We start from the raw sequence: 14,655 nt of genomic DNA on the forward strand, positions 1-14,655 counted from the left end.
GTTACCCCACACATTCAGATACATTCCGAACGTGGGGTAACTATGAGCAAGCAACCTCCGGAGAAACCGTCTCCTCCCGACGTACCTTCCTACGCCCGAGACCCGTTAGAACGACAGTCGCCGTCGACGCTGGAAGATATCGCCGCGTACGCGAAGTCGCTCGCGGTCTGGAAGCGGGAGCAGCGCGATGGGGAGTTCGCCCGGCAACGAGCGAGTGAGGAGATCGGCGATGCAGCTCTCGTTGCGCTCGAAAAAAGAGGCATTTCGACTGACACAGCCGAGTACGACGACGTTCCGTCGACCGGGGCATACATCACCGTGAAAGAGACGAAGCCCGGGTATCGGTACTACTACTGGCAGTGGCGGGATGGGGACGCGTGGAAGAACGAGTACATCGCCCCGGTAGGCACAGACCGTGAGTCTGACCGATGAATCGGCTGGCGACCACTCTCTCAGAGAACCGTGAGGACGACGACTACCTCGCCCGCCGGCTCTCGACAGAGTTCGAGCCGAAACTCCTGTACCCCAGTCCGGCCACTCAGTTCGACTAATTCGTTCTCCTCGCTCACGATTGGGACAGCCACAACGACGGTTCGGACTGGTCTTCCTCGCACCCCGACCGACAGGACACTTCTTCCGCCACTGACCCGACGAACCGTGAATGTCGAGAGCCGAACAGAGAGTATCGATTTCGACGGGAAGGCCACTGTCACCGTCCGTGACGGACCGTCTAAATCCACAGGTGGTGCGTCCTCACTGGTCGCGAGTTCTGACGCAGCTTTCGCGATGTCCAATGCTGCATGCTCACCGACTCGTTCACTCCTCGTCTTCGCGGCATCGTCCACTGCAGGCACTGCGACTGCAACCAGTGCGAGCGAAAGTACGACCGCGAGAACGACACGAATCACGGTGGCATCGTCCGCAGTTCGTCGCCAGAGTCGCCAGAATTGTCAGAATCACCAGAGTCACCAACACCGTTCGTGCGTACCAAACTCGCACTTGGACTCCCTCCACCGTGTGGGGTGTGTCGTCGACGGACCGTCACAGTGTGGACCGTCTCGGTCGCGTCGTCGACGACCACTACCTCTTCCGGTGCAGTCGGCAACTGGGCCGCGAGTGACTCGTCCATGTACGTCGGTCTCGCTCGTTCGAGCGCCTCGATGTCCGCTCGTGAAGTCAGTCGATGCGAGACGACGATATCCGACTGCGACACCGCGACGGGCGAAAGTGCGTTGGGCCGTTGAGTCGCCAGCACGAGACTCACACCAGGTGCACGCCCACGCGTGAGAATCGTCTCGAGCGCTGGGGCTGCGACACCATCGAAGAACGTGTGCGCCTCGTCGACCAGCAGCCACGGGAGGCGGTCGATACGCTCGTCGACTCGTCCTCGGTAGAGTGCCTCGGCGACACCCCGGGCGACCGCGTTCATCGGGGCCGCATCGAGTCCAGACAGGTCGAGGACTGTCACGCCGTGCGCGGCGAGGTCACGGGCGGTCAAGCCAGCCGGGTCGAAGACGTCCCAGGCGTCGGCAAGCGAGAGGTGGTTGCTCGCTGCCCGGATGTCAGTCCTCGGTGCGTCGATACTCACGATGTGCTCTTGCATCTCGGCGAGTGTCGACGACTCCTGGGCGGCCTGCCACACGAGCGCACCTGTGCCACTCTCTGGTGAGAGTCCGAGCAATGCACACCACGAACGCGGGTCGAGCACGCCTGGTGAAATAGTCGGCCTCTCGATGACTGTCGCCGGGACTCGCTTACCGGGCACTGTCGCCCGTGTCTCCCCCGAACCGGCAAGCGTTCCGAACACACCCATCGGGTCGAGGACGACGGGTGCAACTCCCACTACCTGTGCCAACGACTCTGCGAGGACGCCCAGCGTGTACGATTTGCCGTAGCCTCGTTTTCCGACGACGAGAACGGCGTGTGGTCCATCGAAGTCGATGTACAGTGGTGCCCCGTTGCTCCCATCGAGCGCTCTGAACGAGCCGAACTCGCCTGCCGGCTTCGCCGTCGTGTCTTTGTCCGGTCCCCGGCCGAGTACGAAACTCACGGACACGTCTGGCCGCGTTCTCTTACTTCAATAGTGAGGCGAAAACAGAACTCGGTCGAGGACTGATTGTCGACGACTATTTCAGTGGACTCACTCGTCGAACGATTCTCGCAGTCGGAGTACACCAGCTGCATCCCTAACGAAGATGGTGTCGCCCAGATTCCCCCACACCGGGTCGTCGGAACACCAGTAGTGTTCGGCGGCCGTGTCTGTCCCCCAACCAGAGTGTAGGGTGAGATGTGCCCCTGCAGCCAACTCGGTTCCGTCTGGGAACTGGTACTCGTCACCGGCTTCGTTCTCGACCGTCCAACCGGAGAGGTCGAGAGGTGTCGTTCCAGTGTTTTCGAAGATCACGTACTCCTCGTCGAGGTGCTTCCTGTCTCGGCCCATCGGGTCGTCGTGAATCTCGTCGAGTGCGAGCGAACTGTGATGGACCTGTTCGTGTTCCTTCTCGGTTTTCGGCATCAAACTCTCCCTCGGTACAGATAGGGCACCGACGACGATAGGGGTAGAGCTAGCTCACAGCAGTCTGACTGGAATACGTGAGGTCCACCGTCACTTCGTAATCCAGTACACGACGATGCCGAACAAACTTCCGAGGATGGCTCCGGCGGCGACGGCACCACCACGCGAAACCTGCCCGAAGGCAAGCACTTCGACGACGAGCGAGATTCCCAGCGCGAGGAAGAAGAACAGCAGACCGAGGAGTATCCCCGTCGCCGGCGGTTCGCGCAAGCCTCTGGACTGGTAGCTCATGCTTCCAGTAGGACTGCAACCTGAATATGGATTCCTTCAGGCTGGGCGAAATGTGGTGAGGAACGAGTCCCTGGACGAATACGAGTTCGCGTACTCCGCGACCAATTGGTGCGAGCGGCTGAAAGCGTCTTGTCGACGCTTGGGTGGCTCTATGATCTCGTGGTCGATGAATCTCACAGAGCGGAAGGATATGGCACGCTATTCGTTGAGTTCGTAGAACAGTGGGCTGACGAAAGAGGGTGTGAATACGTCATACTCGCGTCGTCACGAGAGAAAGTAGGTGTCCATCGATACTATCAGAACCGAAATTACGAGAAGTGAGGGTACGCTATCGAGGAGGAAATCTGATGATTACGTACCTCTGAGACCGTCAACCTACACGCGTTGATTTTCAATCGTTTTCTCGATGATTTTTCTTAGACATCTGCGATGGTCTTGGTCGCTGGTGTCAGGCCCGCGAGGTTCTCAGAAACTTCCGTCACAAGCATTACCTGTCATCGTGTTGGGTTACGTTCGTAGCATGGGTTTTCTTCCATCAGGGGGGAGGTGTCTCACAGGACGAGAACCTGGTTCCCCCTCGCCTCCCTCTCCATGACCAACACTGGCCCACCCACCCAATTTTTCGTACTCGAATTTCTTCACAGATGTGCATCCACTATGTCACCCGAAACATGAACGTATCCGATCACGAATCTTCTCAACTGCTCAGTAGTCGAGCTAAGTTCTCTCAATATCTGTGCAAAAAACACATGGGGACATCTTTCCGATTCAGCGACCGCGCAAGGTCGGGCTACGGTTTCTCGCTGTCGAACTCGCCTCCCGGTGCGGGCGTTCAGCCACTGCGTGACGATTTCTAATGCGACGACGAGGAGATAGAGGAGGTTTCGACGATTGGGAGACGAATCTACTGCAGTCGTTCTGAGTAGGTACCTGGAGACGTGTTCAAAGAGCCTATTCAGTCAGCGAACGTTTGCTCATCGGAACAAGCGTCCGTGATGTCGTCGGCCAACCCATTCGATACTGCGGTGCAGCTCTTCGTTCTCGTAGCACTGCTGATGAGCGTCGCACGGGTGCTCGGGACGGTAACCGAGCGACTCGGGTTCACCCGCGTCGTCGGTGAACTCGCCACCGGATTCGTCCTGGGACCGTCGGTGTTCGGTCGCCTGGTGCCACCGGTCTACGACCTGTTCGCGCCGGCAGTCGCGTCGCCACTGTTGAGCGAGCTCTCGCTATTCGGACTGGTTTTACTCCTCACGCTGGCCGGTCTCGAGACCGACCTAGACCTCGTCTGGTCGTACGCTCGCGACGTGGTCGTCATCGGCTCCGCTGGACTCGCCTCACCGTTCGTCCTCGGCCTCGGGTTCGGGTTGGTCATTCCGATCTCCTTGCTGACGGGTGAGGTACCGCGGTTAGTGTTCGCCCTGTTTCTCGCGACGTCGGTGTGTATCTCTGCGATCCCAGTAATCGTTCGAATCCTGATCGATCTGGACAGCTATACCAGCCCGTTCGGCCAGCGGATGGTCGCGACGGCAATGTACACCGACGTAGTGGGGTGGCTGTTGTTGAGCGTAGTGGTTGGACTGGTCCGCAGTGGCCGACTCGACGTCCCGGGTGTCGTCACTGTGGTGCTCACGCTCGTCGGCTTCCTGCTCGGGGCCGTCTTCCTCGGGCAGCGCATTGTCGATGCAGTCCTCGTCCGACTCCCCGAAGACGACGCCCGTGGCCACCTCGTCGTGGTAGTCTCCGCGGCGGTGGGTGGGAGTGCACTCGCGTACGCTGTCGGCCTCGAACCGGCACTGGGGGCGTTCGTGGTAGGGCTCCTGGTCGCACGAGCCGGTGGGGTCCCCGAGACGGCTCAGACACTGTTCGAACAAATGACTCTCGGCGTGTTCGCGCCAGTTTTCTTCGGCGTCGCCGGGCTGAACGCCGACCTTGGCCTGCTGTTCGATCCTGTCGTGGCTGTGGTCGGGACGACGACACTGGTCATCGCGACCGTCGGAAAGATTGGTGGCGTGTACCTCGCGGCGTCGTGGCTCGGATACGACCGGACGGAGGCGGTTGGGATGGGGGTTGGGCTGAACGCCCGTGGTGCCATCGAGATCGTCATCGCGTCGGTCGGACTAGAGATGGGTATCCTGTCGCCTCGAATGTACACCGTGGTACTGGTGGTCGCTGTCGTGACATCGGCGATGACACCCCCGCTCCTCAGGCGACTACTCCCGGAGAGACCGCGATAGCCGATATCGACAGGAGCCAGCCAGTCGAAGCGGGGGGGACAGCGGACGAATCGAAGCCGTATCCATTGTGATACCCCCGATGACCGATAAATACCCGAACTGTGGCGCTAAGGTTCATTCCTCGACAAGCGAGCGGAGTGAGCAGGTAGGGTGGGGTGGTGCTCCCGCTCCCGCAAGCGGGTATCGCCCCAAGATGCACCGGCGCCGAGCGTCTTCACGTGTTCTTCGACTGGTCGATGTTCGGTCCCCGCAATGTGTGGGTCGTTCGATGTGCCGGCGATACTGGGTACCGGCCCAACCCCGCCCGAAGTCGGATTCGTCATCGTGAGCGCAGTGGCCCTGGCCATGCTGGCTATCGGCCGTTCACTCCGGACCGAGGGAACCTCGACCGACAGCACGACGACAGCGGGTGAGTCGACGATACACTGACTCCCTTCGTGAACAGAAACACGAGGCGTCTTTCTCGTCTGTTTTCGCGCCTACGATTCCGTCGATACTGCTCTCACCCGGTAGTTGGACGATTTTCAGGCAACCGTATCGGACTGCGACTTCGCCGCAACGGCCGAGTCGGGTCCACCGCGAAGACGGTAGCCGACCACGAGCAACACGACTCCGATGAGCCCACTCAGGGCTAACTGAAGTACCCCACTGGCGGTGCCCGTCAGAATCTTCGAGAGCAGTAACACGGCCTCTCCGAAGAAGGCTGCAACCGGGACCAGTAACAGGAGGCCGACGGTACGCGAGGGACTTGCCGCCCGCACAGCGGCGCTGCCGAGGAGCAGGAAACTCAGCAGGGCGAGGACGAACGCACCTGCCAACAGCGGCGGTGCCCAACTCCCCGGTTCGATAAACGTCCGCTCGGACGTGAGGTCGACGACGACCGCCGCCGTCAAACCTACGGTCAGCGCAACCCACCCGATTCCACTCGTCAGCAGGCCGCCGAGCGACAGTCGAGGTGCAGAGTCGGTGACGCGGGCAGCAAACCCGATGAGGCCGACGAACACGAACCAAAGACCGAACAGGAGCGGCCCCATGTGTAGCCACGCCGGGGTCTGTACGAGTGCAGCCACGTCCAGCCCTCCAACGACCGTGGTGATGAGTATCCCGACAGCACCGACGACGAACGTCGTCGGACCCCACCGTTCGAACAGGCGTATCGGCCCGTTACGCGTCGGCATCGACGGTCACCCCTGAAACGTCGTCTTCGGTCGGTAGCTTGCGCGGCGATGCGTCGTGTGACTCAGTCGTTGGTCGTCTCATACGGACTCACGCTCCGTCGATCGGGCCGGAGATCGACGGAACAGGAAAAGGGAGGAGTGACAATAAATCTCATTTGCAGGACATTGCAATAGTCTGGTTGACAGCTGAGGAATCGCGGCTGTCCCCACCGATGGGTGAGAACCGAGACACGGTAGCCGACGGCTCCGAGACTCAACGACGAACGTCCACGACGGTCGCCGCCTCGTCGAACGTCAGGCAGACGTCGTCTCCGTCTTGGACTGTCCTGACCGCGACCAAGGGTGGGTCCTGTGAGACGGGGTCCATCACGTGGTCGTCCATGAGATCGAACACTCGCCGCACGCTTTCGTAGTCGTCGGCCCGAATCCGCGTCGAGACGTCGTGGTCCTCGTAGAACGCGATGACGGCCGGATGAAACAGTGCAAGACTCTTCGGCGAGGTGGTGCTGTGGTTCTTGCAGACTCGACACCGGAAGTGAGCCCAGACGGCGAACGTCGTGCCACAGTGGTCGCAGATGCCGGTCGAATCGTGATTCGAACAGCACTCCAGCCACCCCTCGACTGGCCCGGAACAGGCGAGACAGAGACCCTCGAACAAGCTCTGTACCTGCCGAAGGGCCGCGACAGTCGACGCTGCTCGAATCTCCTCGGGCGTCCGTTCAGCCAGCCCGGCCGGGTCGAACGGAACCGCATCCAAGAATCCCTCCGTGTCAGTCTGCGCCGGGCCGGTGCCGTCGCAGTCGGTACAGGTGTGAAGCACGACACCGTCGTGGTAACTGACCGTCGTCGGGGCGTCGCAGAACGGACACGCTTGGTCGATCTCGGTGCGCTCGAGTTCAACGTCCTGCACACCCGCACCAGCGATGACTGCACGGACGAGTTTCAACCCCGTCTCTCGGAGCTCGTACCCCCCACGGTCCGTCTGCTGTTGGACGAACTGGCCCGTGAGTTTCGAGAGGTGATAGCTGACGTTGCCTCGGTCGTCGTGGTCGATGCGCTCGAAAATACGAGAGAACGGCACGCCGTTGTCGGTCGCTTTCGGGTCGTACTCCTCCCACAGTGCAAGGAGAATCGACAGCCGGGTCTCGTTTCCGAGGAGGGCAAACGCCTCGGGCGCGTGCGGACCAGCGGCTCCTGAGGCTGCCGCAAGCGGGGACTCGACTGGACCTGTGTCAGCCATGGATTGTCACCCGAGGGATACGTCGGCGGCTGGGGCCTCGCGTTCGTCAGAGGAAGCGCCGACCCGGAGAGTATAGCCGATGAACAGATGGGCCACGGCCTGGGCACTGCTGATAGCGAACGCCGACCACGCCATCGTCGACGCCGAGAACAACCCGAACTGGACGAACAGAACGGCCTGTGCCAGCATCGTGGCGTAGACCAGGGCCGGAACGACGAGGAGAGAACTGACGATTCGTGGCTGGCCGTCGGTGCGGAAGCTGGCAGCGCAGAACGACAGATACCCCGGAACCATCCCAATTGTAGCCAATCTGGTGGCGAGGACAGTATCCGGTTCGTCGCAGCGTACGGCGGGAACGTGTACGATCTCTTCGGGAGTATCAAGCGTTCCGACACGACGACAGCAGAGTACACGGCGTTCGCGTCGGACATAGGTGGCTCGCGGGCAGCGAGAATGGTCACCGACGCGGACGGAGAGCTCCTCTCGACGAACACCCTCGAAGAACTTGTCTCGCTCTCCGATGATGGACTCGCTCGCTTCGAAACCATCTGGAACAGCCGGTACAAGTCGTGGTTCGATACGTTCGAGGACCGGACCGCAACCAAGTTCGCGATCAACCTGGCAAAACTCTATAACAACGACCAAGTCGATACCCGGTTGTTGAACCGGTACACCGACGACCTCGAGACGATTCGCGAACAGGGGAACGTCCAGCGACCCGAATATCTGATGAAGCGGGTTGCCGATGCTAGTCCAGCTGATGAGTTCGCTGACGTCGCGTACGAGGCGGAGCGTGTGGCAGCCTATGCAAGGCAGAGCAACGTGCGCGAAGTCGTCGTCGAGTTCCCGGACTCGGAGACGCTCAAGGACATCGACTACGCGGTCCGACGGACCGACGGTCCGACAGAGTACATCGAAGCGAAGAACGTCCGCGACAGACTCACCTCTGACAACCTCCAGGAGAACCTCAACGAGAAGCTCAGTAGTGCGCAGGACAAGTTCAGTGAGATCGCCTCGGAAATCGACAGTGGCGGGGAACGCGTCGTCGAAATCAACTGGAAACCGAGCGGCTCCGTCGACCGAGCAGACGCACAGAGAGCGGTCCAGGAATGGGTCGCGGAGCAGGATACTGTGAGTATCGACACGGTCCATTTCACGTCCGGTGAGGACAGCTTCGAGGTGTCGCTAGACCGTACGTCCAGTATCACGGTCCCGTCCCAGAACGCATACGAGGGTTGGGGAACAACTCCAACATCGAGAACTGGATGTCAGGGAATGTGTCTCGCAGGATGAGTAACCGTGACTTCGTCGCCGGAGTAAGCGGCGGCGACCGGAACGGCTGGACGTTTCGCATGCGTGCCGAGGCCACGACCGCTGCGGGCCTTGAGGCCGAACTCCTGGCGGCCTGCGAAACCCTATTCGAAGCTCCACCGCGACTGTTCCGGCCATCGTCGTATGACCTCCAGATGCAAACTGCTGGCGGTGATGTCCGTCCCAGCAAGGGGAATGGCGAGCGAGTGGTCGAGTCGGGAGAACTGGACGCAACAGGAGATGGACTCGTCGACGTGATACGATCTCTAGAAACCCATCGTTCGGACCGCGCGTCGGACGACCGCTATCTGTGTGGAGTGTCGGCCGACGCGGCCGTCCGTGTCTGGACGCCGTCGTTCGACGATTACGTGTGCGCTGGCGACGAGCGTTTCCGGGGTGCGCGCGCATATCGAGTCGAACCCGAGGTCTCGTCCAAAGACGACCTCTGGCATTCGGCTGGACCACCGTTGGATTTCGCCCCCTCCACAGTCGACATCTCGCTCGTCCACCGCGACACCCCCGGTCCGGCTGAGTCACAGGCGTCGGCAGAGGACGTGTACATCGAGGTCTCGATCCGGACGAGCCTGCAAGTATGGTTCGAGGATTCGGCTGTCGGCTATCGGAACCGACAGCGACTCGTGGAGCTGTTCGACGCGCTATACGAGTCGTTCGACGTCGTCGACGGATGGTTCGGTGGCGACGGCAGCGCCATGGTCGACATCGAAACGACCCCGTACCTCCAGCCGCTCGCTCCCTGGACGGGCGGCCCCAGCATCGACGACACTCGCTCCCGTTACCCCACGCTTGCATACTACGAGGCCGAAGCTCCGGGGCCAGACGACCCGCAGTTCCCTGGCGTGGACGCGTTCCGCGCGTATCTCTTCCACGACCGAGACTTCGAGCGCCTCCCCTACTACGAGATTCCCAGCTACGGCGACCGCCACTACCTGTTCGAAGCAGTCATCAGGGAGATGTTCGAGAGCGACGCGGACGTGGACCGCGTCGTTGCTGCGATCTCGTCCGCGACGGGCTCCTCGAAACACCCCGGCGTCGTCGACCACGTCCTCGAGGTCCTCACTGAGTATCCCGACGCGCGTGCCATAGACGCCGTCGCGCCACTCGTCCACACCGGTTCAGCGGACCAGAAACTTCTCGCACTTGATTACTTGATTGCCAACCTCCATGACCACCAGGCCAGGGCATTCGTCGAGAGCGTCGCCGACGGCGCTGCTGACTTCGAGACCGCTGAATCTATCGCTCAAGACGCACTGGTCGACCTCGAATAGCGTTGGCTGATTTGTATTCCACGGACGAGGGTACGTGCCAAACCGACTGCCGTGGTGGAGCACGTTTTCGGTGCATCTCTCAAGGATAGAAAGGGACAAGTTGAAAATTGGCTGGGGAGCAGGCGTTAAAATTGCCAACCAGTCGATATTGACAGATTTCGGTCCATGATGGGAAAGTACATGAAGCACAAATAGACCAAGGGTTTGTTACTGGTTGGGTTGAGCGTCAAAATCTTGCTAACGTGCACTTCGAAGCGACTCAGTACAGATATAGCGAACGCAGTCAATCAATAATCCATGAGTCCAGTGAACAGGTCCAAGTCGGAGTTTATCCGAATGTGATAATCCATGACTGAAAATTCAGCTTACGTTGGGGCAATTCATGATTTTGAAGGAGTTTGGAACCTGCATCTCGATGGAGAGGCAGACTCCATCTCACGTCATCGAGAGCGATTTCTATCGACACTCGAACGTGTGTTCGTCTGCCTCGAATCGATCTATACACCGACCTCGATTAGAGCAAGGGTGATCGTCTACGCGGATGGGGTAGAGATCGGAGATATAGACAAAGGCAACCCTGAAAAAACACACCGAACGAAAAAAATCGAATCGGACGAGGGTTTCGACGCGCACGAAATCAAATCGTTCCTCGAATCTGTACTCTCTGAAGACCTCTCCAGTGTCGTATACAGCGTCGAAACGGATGGACGGACCGAATTCATCCTACCCGATGATGTAGTCACGATTGGTCAAGACAAAACAGACCAATACAAATTGCTAAAAGCAGGGGATGTGGTGGGTACTCCGCAATATTCCCCTTTCCGAGTCGAGATGTTCTATCGCCGTCCAGACGCAAGGAACGATCCCGACAGCATCGCGGTGAAAATACACACGGAGACAGATCTGTGGTTTCAGGTGACAGAACTCGGTGAAAAGAACCGGGAAAGGGTACGGAACGCTTTCAGCTGTATTGATGGAGAGTGTGAAATTCAAGACTACGAATTCGGCTCAAGCCTCTTTGGAACGTGGAGTATCATCAATCGACACTTCGATTTGGTCGAAGTGATGCCCGACCAGATTAGCGACCGGTTCGACTGGGAGGGGTAGCATGAATCACTAACTCCAAGACTATTTGACTTCTCAAACTGGCTTATAAACAGTACCAGAGTGCTAAAAATGTTAGCAAATTACACAATATCGGTGCGAGAAGGGAGCAATCGTAGGAAAATCGAAATGCGTCGTGAAGACCTTCACAGCGAAGATTACGGGTTTCTGACCGTGACAGACAGGGGCAGGGAGTCGTTCGAATTCAGAGGGTGGGTAGATGAGTCAGTCTACGGTGAACGACTCTCTCTCGATGCTGTCCCCCGATTGTTGATGGGAAAGGATTCCATACTGGCTAAATTCACTGTGTACGAAGCGAGTCTGGAGGCCGTCCTTGTAACAACTGCTGAGGACGATCGAGCACGACTTGGACTCATTCAGATTAACAATGATGGGTTGTACCCTGAGGACGACGACTATGTTGGTCTCGGTGTGGATGTCGAAAGATTAGCTCCTATCAATCTGGATCAAGAGAAGTCGGTACTGGTTAATCAAGAGAACCTTTCTCAGGCAATAGTCGACTGGGTGACAGTCGAACTGGATCAGATAGAGGACGAGGATGACCCGCCGATCTATCTTCGTCGGCCCATCATCCTTCGTCGGTTGCGCGACGATGCCGAGGAGATGCTTTCCGTCTACAGAGAGACCGGGTCGTTGGACGAGTACGAAGTATCGCGGACGGAAGAAGACCTGCGAGCGTTCATGTTCGAGAACGTCGACTTGCCGAAGATGCGCGAGTACATCGAGGAGAACGACCCGCTTCCAGAGTTCCTCGAAACGGCACTCTCGGAGTACGACCATATCGAGTACAAGCTATCGGGGGTAGCAGACCGTGTTGACTGGCTAAGTCGGGAACTGCTGATTGCACTTCGTGAGGTCGACGACGAGCGTGGTATCGGGGCGGCACAGCACTGGCTTCCGGTCTGGTACGAAGACGACGAATGGGCCCAGCTCGCAGCTGACCTGCTCGGCCAGCATATCGAGTCTGAGGAGGCTCGTCAGACCCTCAGAAGCGTCGCGGAACACCACGAAGATGAGTCGAAACGACAGATAGCGAGGGCAGAACTCGAGCGGCACGGGTACCCCGTGGAGTGAGACGAACCTCTAACGGAGAACGGTTCCTCGCCAGATAGCTGCTCTGGACGGATGCTCCCATACCCGAGTACTATCGGAGGACGCGGAGCGTCCCCGGCCAAGCAGTTGGAGTGGTTTCCGGCTCAACTGCTCGGATTGGGGCCAGACCCGAACGAAGAGAACTGTCTAGATAAGCCAGATTGAGAAACGAGGTCCTGTTCATTTTTGACCTCACATGATAGACGAACGGGAAGTAGAGTTACAATTTAGATAGATAATAGATTCGCACCAACCAGAGAATATTTTTAGTTAAAATTTTAAAAATGCATTTATAACTGGTGATGGTATCACTGCATATAAGTGTGGATTAAAACTGCGTAACACCACACCAAAACACATGATAAAACGGTCAGTAACCATCGAAGACATCGATTCGCTCTACTTGATGTGGAACGCCCACATCAACGGATCTGCGCTCTACAGGCAGGCGCTGCGTGAGGAGATGAATATTCGGGGCACCGGCCCACACGAGTTGCGAGACATCCTGAATCAGGCCCGAGAACAGGGTCACAGTCTCGAAGAAATCGTAACGGCGACCAGCAACATCGACGACCTCGAAGAGCTCGTCGAAGAGGAAGCTAGCAACATTGAGACGACCAGCCAGCGCTAAAACTCCATGACACAAATCGAAATCCACGACGCAGAATCGAATGTAACCACACCACTTATTCGAAAACTCCTCTTCAGCACGCTCCTCCTGAGCCTCGTCGCTGTCCAACCCGCAGCCGCACAGAACGCGGTCTGTAACGCGGACAAACTTCCGACGATGATTGAGGGCTTTTTCCAACTTACGACTGGCCTGGGCATCGTCGGCCTCGCCGTCGTCTGGCAGGCCGATTCGCTGGTCGAGATATTCACGCTCAACCCAGAACAGAAGAAGGACCTCAAGCGGCACAAGCGCTCGGCGATGAAGTCCGCGCTCGTCCTCTTGGTACTTGGCCCGCTGTACACCGTCGCCGGCTCGATGATGGGTCTTCCGCTCGCAGACTGCGTAAACCTCACGCCGTGGTGAACAGGTCCAGCACCGCAGCCATATGCAGCGAAACACCGCCGTTCTGGTCGCCATCGTCCTCCTGACGACGGTCGTGATGGGTAGCGTCACGGGGACGCCGCCGAGACCTGGGACCGAAGAGAACGGACTCACCGAGAACGAGTCCGCGACGCTCTGGTCTCGCGACGCCGACGACTACATCTCCGAGGAGGAGTACCAGCGACGGTACGGTGAACCCCGAACGGCGATTCACGAACTCGCGAACGGCACGGACATCACGTTCAAGCGGCCACCGCACACGGCGGCGACGTGGACTAGCCACGACTTCACAGATCTCGCCCCTGGTGACGCTGACACGTCCGTCCATCCACCGAGTGTGAGCCTCGACGACGGCCTCTTCATCGAAGACGCCCATGCGAGCGTGTTCGCTGTTCACCCGTCGACGAGAGGCCATATAGAGGAAGGGCAGACACCTCTCTATATCGCGCCAGATGGGACGTTTCGTGGCTTCATCGACTATCGGGTTCGCGTCCCGAGCGACGGCAGTACGAACAACACGACCATCGAGTGGTCGCTACAAAGCCACGAAATCGACGAGGTTCGCCTCGTCGAGGATGGAACAGTCATCGCTCGAACAGCCGGGAACCACTCGCCAGTCCTCGACTACCAACTTGACAACGACCGGCGCACTACGCTCACACTTGAGGCGGACATCAGCGTCCGACTCCAGAACGCCACGACGGTCGAAGACGGCAACCAGACGAACCGGACGGTAACCTATCGCGACGAGACGCTCACAGTCTCCGACTCGCTCGATGTCGAGGTGTACGACCTCGAAGCGTACCCGCACTACGCGGAGTACCCGAACGGCGACACCGGGGTGTCGATGTTCCAGACACGTCCGTGGCAAGGGTACACCCTCTCCGCTGACGGGGAAACTCGGGTCCGTGGTGTCTGGCGGTTCTACACCGCACGAGACACTGACTGGGACACACTCGTCCAGTCGTCAACGACCGGGTCGACCGAGATTGAGTCTGACGCCATCCCCGTGTACGTTCACGCGTACCCATCGCGCATCGGCCCGCGAGCCGAACCCGTTCGCGACGGCCCAGAGATACTCGAAGTGTGGGGCATCAGCCGGTCGACGCCGGCCAGCACGCTCGGTGAGAACATCAACATCGAAGTCGTCGAGCAGTCGTACACTACCTCCTACGGGCTCGCCGTTCGGTCACCGGACGTCGACCGCTCTGCCATCCACGTCGCCGGTATCGTCCGCGGCGTGAACGCCACTATCGTCGAACCTCCTGCAGGTTCGGAGCGACAGATACGCGAGAGCAACCTCACTATCGACGTTATCGAGGAGACTGA

The 14,655-nt window shown here is 59.0% G+C and carries 17 protein-coding genes; 11 read left to right on the forward strand and 6 right to left on the reverse strand.

Going from position 1 to position 14,655, the window contains the following annotated elements:
- The first annotated feature begins 42 nt into the window (after positions 1-42).
- A complete protein-coding gene (locus ACSC1P_RS19740) occupies positions 43-432 on the forward strand; it encodes a hypothetical protein (RefSeq protein ID WP_435361919.1) in 390 nt (129 codons plus the stop codon).
- 20 nt (positions 433-452) lie between these two features.
- Here ACSC1P_RS19740 and ACSC1P_RS19745 read toward each other — a convergent pair whose 3' ends face one another.
- The 4 genes from ACSC1P_RS19745 to ACSC1P_RS19760 form a co-directional block, all read right to left on the reverse strand.
- Positions 453-908, reverse strand: coding sequence for a DUF7311 family protein (locus ACSC1P_RS19745; protein WP_435361920.1), 456 nt, complete (start codon positions 906-908; stop codon positions 453-455).
- The gene (locus ACSC1P_RS19750; RefSeq protein WP_435361921.1) at positions 905-2,050 is read right to left on the reverse strand and encodes an ATP-binding protein; all 1,146 of its coding nucleotides are present in this window, start codon (positions 2,048-2,050) and stop codon (positions 905-907) included. The genes ACSC1P_RS19745 and ACSC1P_RS19750 overlap by 4 nt, the downstream gene beginning before the upstream one ends.
- A gap of 90 nt (positions 2,051-2,140) precedes the next feature.
- Positions 2,141-2,515 (reverse strand): lamin tail domain-containing protein, encoded by a 375-nt coding sequence (locus ACSC1P_RS19755; RefSeq protein ID WP_435361922.1) that lies wholly within the window; start codon positions 2,513-2,515, stop codon positions 2,141-2,143.
- A 90-nt stretch (positions 2,516-2,605) separates the two neighbouring features.
- A complete protein-coding gene (locus ACSC1P_RS19760) occupies positions 2,606-2,806 on the reverse strand; it encodes a hypothetical protein (protein ID WP_435361923.1) in 201 nt (66 codons plus the stop codon).
- A 78-nt stretch (positions 2,807-2,884) separates the two neighbouring features.
- Here ACSC1P_RS19760 and ACSC1P_RS19765 point away from each other — a divergent pair, with 78 nt between their 5' ends.
- From ACSC1P_RS19765 to ACSC1P_RS19775, 3 genes are all read left to right on the forward strand, one after another.
- A complete protein-coding gene (locus ACSC1P_RS19765) occupies positions 2,885-3,127 on the forward strand; it encodes a GNAT family N-acetyltransferase (protein ID WP_435361943.1) in 243 nt (80 codons plus the stop codon).
- A 734-nt stretch (positions 3,128-3,861) separates the two neighbouring features.
- Complete coding sequence (locus tag ACSC1P_RS19770) at positions 3,862-5,043, forward strand: cation:proton antiporter (protein WP_435361924.1); 1,182 nt, start codon at positions 3,862-3,864, stop codon at positions 5,041-5,043.
- A gap of 270 nt (positions 5,044-5,313) precedes the next feature.
- Positions 5,314-5,472 carry a hypothetical protein gene (locus ACSC1P_RS19775; protein ID WP_435361925.1) on the forward strand — a complete coding sequence of 53 codons (159 nt, stop codon included), beginning with the start codon at positions 5,314-5,316 and terminating at the stop codon, positions 5,470-5,472.
- A gap of 95 nt (positions 5,473-5,567) precedes the next feature.
- On the opposite strand, the gene ACSC1P_RS19780 is transcribed toward ACSC1P_RS19775, so the two are convergent.
- Both ACSC1P_RS19780 and ACSC1P_RS19785 read right to left on the reverse strand, forming a co-directional pair.
- Positions 5,568-6,221 carry a hypothetical protein gene (locus ACSC1P_RS19780; protein WP_435361926.1) on the reverse strand — a complete coding sequence of 218 codons (654 nt, stop codon included), beginning with the start codon at positions 6,219-6,221 and terminating at the stop codon, positions 5,568-5,570.
- A 253-nt stretch (positions 6,222-6,474) separates the two neighbouring features.
- Positions 6,475-7,461, reverse strand: coding sequence for a winged helix-turn-helix domain-containing protein (locus tag ACSC1P_RS19785; RefSeq protein ID WP_435361927.1), 987 nt, complete (start codon positions 7,459-7,461; stop codon positions 6,475-6,477).
- Positions 7,462-7,464: 3 nt separating this feature from the next.
- Between ACSC1P_RS19785 and ACSC1P_RS19790 the strand changes: the two genes are divergently transcribed.
- The 7 genes from ACSC1P_RS19790 to ACSC1P_RS19820 all read left to right on the forward strand — a co-directional run.
- The gene (locus ACSC1P_RS19790; protein WP_435361928.1) at positions 7,465-8,754 is read left to right on the forward strand and encodes a hypothetical protein; all 1,290 of its coding nucleotides are present in this window, start codon (positions 7,465-7,467) and stop codon (positions 8,752-8,754) included.
- A 572-nt stretch (positions 8,755-9,326) separates the two neighbouring features.
- Positions 9,327-10,058, forward strand: coding sequence for a hypothetical protein (locus ACSC1P_RS19795; protein ID WP_435361929.1), 732 nt, complete (start codon positions 9,327-9,329; stop codon positions 10,056-10,058).
- A 348-nt stretch (positions 10,059-10,406) separates the two neighbouring features.
- The gene (locus tag ACSC1P_RS19800; protein ID WP_435361930.1) at positions 10,407-11,165 is read left to right on the forward strand and encodes a hypothetical protein; all 759 of its coding nucleotides are present in this window, start codon (positions 10,407-10,409) and stop codon (positions 11,163-11,165) included.
- 171 nt (positions 11,166-11,336) lie between these two features.
- Positions 11,337-12,257: a hypothetical protein gene (locus ACSC1P_RS19805; RefSeq protein ID WP_435361931.1), complete on the forward strand. Its 921-nt coding sequence runs from the start codon at positions 11,337-11,339 to the stop codon at positions 12,255-12,257.
- 376 nt (positions 12,258-12,633) lie between these two features.
- Positions 12,634-12,906 (forward strand): hypothetical protein, encoded by a 273-nt coding sequence (locus tag ACSC1P_RS19810; protein ID WP_435361932.1) that lies wholly within the window; start codon positions 12,634-12,636, stop codon positions 12,904-12,906.
- A 6-nt stretch (positions 12,907-12,912) separates the two neighbouring features.
- Positions 12,913-13,308, forward strand: a complete 396-nt coding sequence (locus ACSC1P_RS19815) for a DUF7985 family protein (protein WP_435361933.1) — start codon at positions 12,913-12,915, stop codon at positions 13,306-13,308.
- A gap of 22 nt (positions 13,309-13,330) precedes the next feature.
- The coding region (locus ACSC1P_RS19820) for a DUF8186 domain-containing protein (RefSeq protein WP_435361934.1) at positions 13,331-14,655 on the forward strand (1,325 nt) is incomplete at its 3' end.

It is taken from the genome of Haloarchaeobius caseinilyticus, assembly GCF_051207395.1.
In the GTDB taxonomy this organism is placed as follows: Archaea; Halobacteriota; Halobacteria; order Halobacteriales; family Natrialbaceae; genus Haloarchaeobius.